This is a genomic window from Williamsia sp. 1135, from assembly GCF_002095395.1.
Classification (GTDB): domain Bacteria; phylum Actinomycetota; class Actinomycetes; order Mycobacteriales; family Mycobacteriaceae; genus Williamsia.
This window is the reverse complement of record NZ_MJEI01000103.1, coordinates 183,493-189,660: the sequence shown is the minus strand read 5'-3', so window position 1 is coordinate 189,660 and position 6,168 is coordinate 183,493. Positions and strand designations below refer to the sequence as shown.

Below are 6,168 nucleotides of genomic sequence, written 5' to 3'. Positions count from 1 at the left end.
TACTACAGCCGTAGATAGGTAGTTTCGGCGTGTTTGCGCTGGTAGGCGCGGTTGCCGCGGCATGATCTCGAGTTTGTGAAGACATCCAGATCAGCTGCGGCAACCGCAGCACTGAGGGTAGACCATGAGCGGTGGCATGCGGGCCTGGATGGGTTGTTGGAGTCGTTCTCGTCGCGGTTCGCGCGGGTCGAAGCACGACGCAACGCCGGTGCGCTGGTGCTGGGTTTGCTGGCCGATATAGGTTCCAAGAACTGCTGGACTATCGCCGAACTATCGGGCCATGGCACCCCTGACCGACTGCAGCACTTGCTGTCCCGCGCTAAATGGGACGCTGATCTGGTCCGCGATGACGTTCGCAGCTATGTCATCGACCACCTGGCCGACCCTGATGCGGTGCTTGTCGTTGATGAGACCGGCGACTTGAAGAAGGGCACCAACACCGTTGGGGTACAACGCCAGTACACCGGAACCGCCGGACGCACGGAGAACTGTCAGGTCGCGGTCTACCTGACCTACGCCGCCGCTCGCGGACACACCCTGATCGACCGAGCGCTGTACCTGCCGCAGCACACCTGGGCCACCGACCCGCAGCGAAGGACCAAGGCCGGGGTCCCTGACACGGTCGAGTTCGCTACCAAACCAGCCCTGGCAACCACGCTGGTCGAGGCGGCCCTCGACGCCGACGTTCCGGCCTCGTGGGTCGCTGGCGATGAAGTGTACGGCGCAGACCCGAACCTACGAAAAGCGTTGCACAACAGACAGATCGGCTACGTCCTGGCCGTCGGATGCAATCGGCAGGTCCCCACAGCCGCCGGGAAGATCCGGGTCGATGCCCTTGCTGAGAATCTACCGCCGCGGTCCTGGCACAAGATGTCTGCCGGCGCCGGTAGCAAAGGACACCGCTGGTACTCCTGGGCCTTGATCGCGACCACCGAGCGTCCCGATGTTGGCCTCTGTCACGTGTTGGTGCGGCGCAACGATAGCTCCGGCGAGCTCGCCTTCTATCGCTGCTACAGCCCGGCACCGGTGCCGCTGAACCAGTACGTCCGAGTCGCCGGGCGGCGGTGGACGGTCGAGGAATCGTTCCAGAGCGGCAAAGGCCTGACCGGTCTGGATCAGCATCAAGTGCGGACGTGGACGTCCTGGCACCGCTGGATTACCTTGGTCATGGCTGCGCACGCCTTCCTGGCCGTGCATACCGCCACTGAACGCCTGGCCCAACCCTCAGAACCTGGACTGATCCGGTTGTCGGTCAACGAGTTCCGCAAACTCTTCACGATCCTCGTCCTCACACCACTGCATGCCATCGCTGACCCCCTCCGCTGGTCACTCTGGCGACGAAAACACCAATACCGAGCCCGACAACACCACTATCAACGCAGGTCACAACAACAATGAACCCTATCTACGGCTGTAGTATTAGTGGCCGAACACATACTTTCGGTTTCGCGCGGTGGAACGATCTGGTTTCACGAACAACGACGACATCACTTATGGAAGAACCTGTTAAATGAACAAGAGCGATTCGATATAGGGCAAGAGGCATACTCAGCCTTGCTCGCTGAAATGCGCAGCGAAGGCTATGGCGTCACCTCGGGGCTCGTCGTGCCTATCTCGCAACTGGCCGAATACGCCCATGCCAGCCAGGCTTCAGACCCACGAATCAAGGTTCTGACAACACTCACCCGTGATGAGCTTGCAGTTCTAGCCTCAGTCATCGAAATGGAACCGGCGGGTGCAGGCAACTCCCCCGCAGAACCTGCACTGATCTACGCTGCAACCGCGTTCGGCGCCGACAGATCCCGAACGCTCGATGCACTATCTCGGCTCGGGACACTCAATCTAATCACGCTGAGGGACAGAACTTCTCAAGTTGACATCGTCGGCCAAGAAGGCCATGAGCTGACTGACCCCGAGGCGCTTCCCGATCTCGGCGACGCCGACGACGCTGAGTGCCGAGTCATCGCCCAAGGCCTGATACAAATCACCTTTGGCAGATCTGCGGTACCGAGGATCGCCGACCTGGTCGTCAACGAATTCTTGGAAGGGACACGCCTAGAGTCCTATGTCGTGCACTCCCACACCGGCGTGTCGGACCCCCTGGACCTCTTAGCGATGGCAGACGCCTACCCGGCTTCGAAGATCGCACGGAGACTCCGGGGAAGACCGGATCCCCTACTAGCAATCTGGATGACGCTCGGCGATCAAAAGTTCAGCGTGGTCGCTGCGTTCAACAACGCCGCCGACCGAGACAAAGGCAAGAAGGCCGCTGACGCCGCTCACGGGGTGAACTGGTACGGACGCCGAGTCAGCATTCAGAGGACCTTCGTCGATCCCTCTCGAAAAGTACCATCGAATCGGTTCTTCAGCGCCGTTTATTACGCGACAGGACTACCCACCTTTCGAGATCGAGACACCGGAAAATGGTGGATGGAAAGTGACGAAAATCTATCCATCGAGGAATACGCTCAACGCCAGGTTGACTTAATCAATATTCTTCGCGAGTCAACATCGGAATTAGAGCGGAACGTGTACGCACTGAACGAGGACCGAGGCTTCGCAGTCGGAAAGCAGGATCGTGAACTGCAGATCATCGAGCTCCGAGGAACCCGACGCGTGACTCAGTTGGAGCCAGAACAGGTAGAGATCGTATCGAATCCCGCACCGTTCCAATGGGTGCGGCTAGAACAGAGCCTAAAACTACCGCCCGATCAACGAACAAGGTCAGTCCTCCAACAACGACGAATGTCTGAACAACTGGGTGACGACCCCGTCATTGCCGCGCTCAACCACATGTGGGAATCCTCCCGAGAGTTCAACTCGCGACAGCCACAAACACGAATTAAGCTATCCCCCAGTGTTGTCCGAGTAATCCGCGATGCACACGTTCGAGATATGAAGCTTGCTCGAACCTTGTCAGAATCGCTCACGATTGCGGGCCAACGAGGTCACCGCGACCAAGTTTCTCTGAGGGTGGCCTTCTTGTCGCTCGGCCCGAAGGAACGTCGGCACCTGCTTCCGGCCGTCTACGCCACACCCGTTGGTGACCCGTCTGATGTGCAAATCAGGTTTGTTACTAAGCCGGTTCAAACACCCGAGGCGCTCTATGCCTCTGCGTTTGGAGACGGTTCGAATCTTAAACTTTCTGACGACACCGCGCAAGGAATGATCGAGCACCTCCTCGGTTACGAACGGGGCGAGATTGAGGTCCGAGCTGTTTGATCTCGGTCGAGCGTGGTGGCCTGGGTACCGTCGGCCAAGTCAAGAGGTCAGCGCCCGTTCTGCGCGACTGGAACAAGCGTCGGCAACTTGCCCCGATTGCCAGGAGGCCCCGTGCATCGGGTCGAGAAGATGTGTGCAGTCGACAATCTGGGCTTCGATGTCGACGCCGCCGCGTCCGGCATACACCCTCCTGTGGTCGTGGTTGTTCCGAGCGCCGCCGACCTTGGAGTTTCCAGCTTGAGGCGAGCGCTCAGCTGACTGAGACGCTAGACCCGGTCGTCGAGTTCGAGACCAGCAAGGAGCTGCTCCGTCCGTTCGAGGATGTCGCGCGTGCGGTGGTCGATCTCGGCGAACTCGTCATCAATGTCGGCGAAGCTCTTTATCGCCTGCCGGCGGGCGGCGATGCCGTCGGTGTACATATCGGCCAGCACCTGTGGCCGATCCTCGACTATTAGATCTGTCTGCAGGGCTGGGGCTGTCGTAGCTTGTGCGGCGCCCGGTGTGCGGGTTGGTCGTCCAGCACCAAAAAGGTGGGTGTCGATGATGGCGTGCACTGCGCGAGTCGACAGTCCGGGTTCGTCTGTGCCAGGCAGGCATTGGGGTGATCCCCATCGGTCGAAGGCCGAGGGTAGCGCAGCAGCAGGGTGGAGCTGCGCCTCCGGTATGAACCGCCCCGGGTTTGATGCACACCGCGGCAATCAGCGGCGAGACGCTACTGACCCACGACGGCCACCACGCGTGGGACCTGCACACCCCTGACCTGCCACCGCAACAGCTCGTACTTCCCACCGGGCGGGACGACTGTGTCGGTATCGACCGGGACACTGGGGATTTCGTGGTCGCCCTCGGAACAGCCGGACGCCCGCACTGGCAACTACAACTGGTACGGATCACCATCGGTGGACAGGTCCACCCCGGACCGCTACTCACCCCCACCGACAGCAGAGGCCAGCGACCCTTTCTCGCCGGCGCACCGCTCCGAATGTTCCATGGCGGCGTGGTCGCCACCGTGAACAGTGACCTCACCCTCGGTCCGACCACCCGACTACCCAAGGGCCATGTAGACGGCGGCGCGCTCGGCGAGAACGCTTGGACGATGACCTACCGGTCCACCGCAGATCCCCTGAGACCGTGGTGGCCATTGCTAGAACCAGCAGACCCCGCCAGCCCACTTCCCATGATTCCGATCTTCACGATCCTCGAACCTCGACGCTGACAAAACAAGCCAGCTGGCGAGTCGACAAACACCGTTCCGTGACCACGCAACATTCCACCGTCTGGATCAACGACCGGGACAAGCTCTACCGACTACCCACTCACCCGACCTATTAACAACAGCCCGTCGACGTCGCCGCACTGATCACTCGTTCCATCGCACCACGACCGAATCGACAGAGGAATGGGTAACCGTCTCGCCGACCCGGACCGGCAACACGTTCTGGGCACTGTCAACCGGGTCATAGACGCTGTCGCTCACGAGGACCGGTGGTCCATCGCGCGCCGCTGCACCGGTCAACTGCTCGAAGAGCTTCTGTCCGGGATCCACGAACTCACGCTGACGCCGCAGGACAGCGTGGACCTGGTGGGATTCGCCGGGGTGCCGATCGTGGCCGTCGACGACGGCATCGCAGTCGCGATCGGAGGCGTCGAACAGACCGCACACCAACCGCCGGCACCCATCGTCGCAGTCCTGACCGCGTCGTCAGAGCGTCCATCCACCTGGCTCGTCGCCTCCCTCGACGTGCGCGCGGCCGTTGACGCCGATCTGCAGCGTGCCCTTCAATTCGGGGCCCTTCCCGAGTCCGACGACACCCAACTCATTGCTGCGCATAGTCCACTCGACGCCCGCGCCGCAGCGATCGACTGGGACAACCCCGAACTCGTGTTCCGCACCGCCGCGTCCGGCACTGTCACAGTCCGCGATGCACTCAAGGAACTGGACGAGTTCGATCGCCAGCCATGGCCATGGCTTGCAGACGAATGCCCCACATTTGCTGGCCTCTTCCCGCGCACGCGTCACCCAGAGTTGCTCCGTGAGCCATTCCGACACCTAGGAGCGCTGTAAGGAAGGGGTCACGAATCGACGACCTCGATATAGCCAGCATAATCTGGACCGTCATCACCGATGATTCGATGAGAGTTGTTGCGGTCTGTGTTCTTACATCAAACCGTAGGGATACGACGCAGAACTCTGAGTCCGGTGCACCGTACGAAATCCGCGACGCGCTCGTCCTTGGCCTCGAGCAACACGATTGGGTGCTTGCTTGGCGTCCGGATTCCGGCCTTGGACTCTGCATGAATTCTGCAAAGTTCGAACAGCGGAGCGGTGACCGGCGTTCCCCCGACGATTGGTGGGATTCTTTGCCCTGGTGGAACGTCGACGATGAATTACGTGGCCAACGCAGCCAGGTCATTCAAGACATGTACACAGCGGTCCTCGAGCCGTCCTGGTCGGGCGCCCCCGGCGCGGCGCCGAGCTGTGTGCAGGTGAGCGTCGAACTCGAAGACTCTGACGACTGTCCTGACGCCGCGTTCACACGACGGCAACGCTGTGTGGACTGATCCGACCACACATCAAACCCTCGCCTCAATCGGTCAGCTGCCCAACACCATTGGCGCGCCCTGACCCTCACGCTCCAAACAGCACGCAGATCTCAGAAGAATCGCCCGCCGAGTTCGCCAAAGAAAGGGCCACCACCACTACTACTTCACCAATATTGCACCTTGGCGGAATGAATTTGTTGCGGCACGAAATAATCAGACAGTCCCTTTGCTGTGCCTCGCGTCATTGCGGTTGCCATCGGTGGTTGACGTGGTGCCACTGGGAGGGTTCATCCCCGTACGTTATGAGTTTCGGGGTGGAGCCAGAAGGTAGTGTCCGGGTTCCAGCCGGCCAGCATGGTTGCGCCAGCGTCGACAGGAATGGCCATCCCTGGTGTGGTGAGG

Annotated in this window: 6 protein-coding genes; 5 read left to right on the top strand and 1 reads right to left on the bottom strand. The window is 60.7% G+C overall.

What is annotated here, in order from left to right; genetic code table 11:
- The first annotated feature begins 156 nt into the window (after window positions 1–156).
- Together BFL43_RS22240 and BFL43_RS22235 are read left to right on the top strand one after the other, a co-directional pair.
- The gene (locus BFL43_RS22240; protein WP_084889687.1) at window positions 157–1,398 is read left to right on the top strand and encodes an IS701 family transposase; all 1,242 of its coding nucleotides are present in this window, start codon (window positions 157–159) and stop codon (window positions 1,396–1,398) included.
- A 24-nt stretch (window positions 1,399–1,422) separates the two neighbouring features.
- Complete coding sequence (locus tag BFL43_RS22235; protein ID WP_143695468.1) at window positions 1,423–3,222, top strand: hypothetical protein; 1,800 nt, start codon at window positions 1,423–1,425, stop codon at window positions 3,220–3,222.
- A gap of 266 nt (window positions 3,223–3,488) precedes the next feature.
- Here BFL43_RS22235 and BFL43_RS29080 read toward each other — a convergent pair whose 3' ends face one another.
- A complete protein-coding gene (locus tag BFL43_RS29080; RefSeq protein ID WP_168176701.1) occupies window positions 3,489–3,653 on the bottom strand; it encodes a hypothetical protein in 165 nt (54 codons plus the stop codon).
- Between the two features lie 251 nt (window positions 3,654–3,904).
- Here BFL43_RS29080 and BFL43_RS22230 point away from each other — a divergent pair, with 251 nt between their 5' ends.
- The 3 genes from BFL43_RS22230 (at window position 3,905) to BFL43_RS22220 (ending at window position 5,784) form a co-directional block, all read left to right on the top strand.
- Window positions 3,905–4,438, top strand: a complete 534-nt coding sequence (locus tag BFL43_RS22230; RefSeq protein ID WP_084894830.1) for a hypothetical protein — start codon at window positions 3,905–3,907, stop codon at window positions 4,436–4,438.
- Window positions 4,439–4,621: 183 nt separating this feature from the next.
- Window positions 4,622–5,287: a hypothetical protein gene (locus tag BFL43_RS22225; RefSeq protein ID WP_084894828.1), complete on the top strand. Its 666-nt coding sequence runs from the start codon at window positions 4,622–4,624 to the stop codon at window positions 5,285–5,287.
- A gap of 230 nt (window positions 5,288–5,517) precedes the next feature.
- A complete protein-coding gene (locus tag BFL43_RS22220) occupies window positions 5,518–5,784 on the top strand; it encodes a hypothetical protein (protein WP_084894826.1) in 267 nt (88 codons plus the stop codon).
- Window positions 5,785–6,168: the final 384 nt, after the last annotated feature.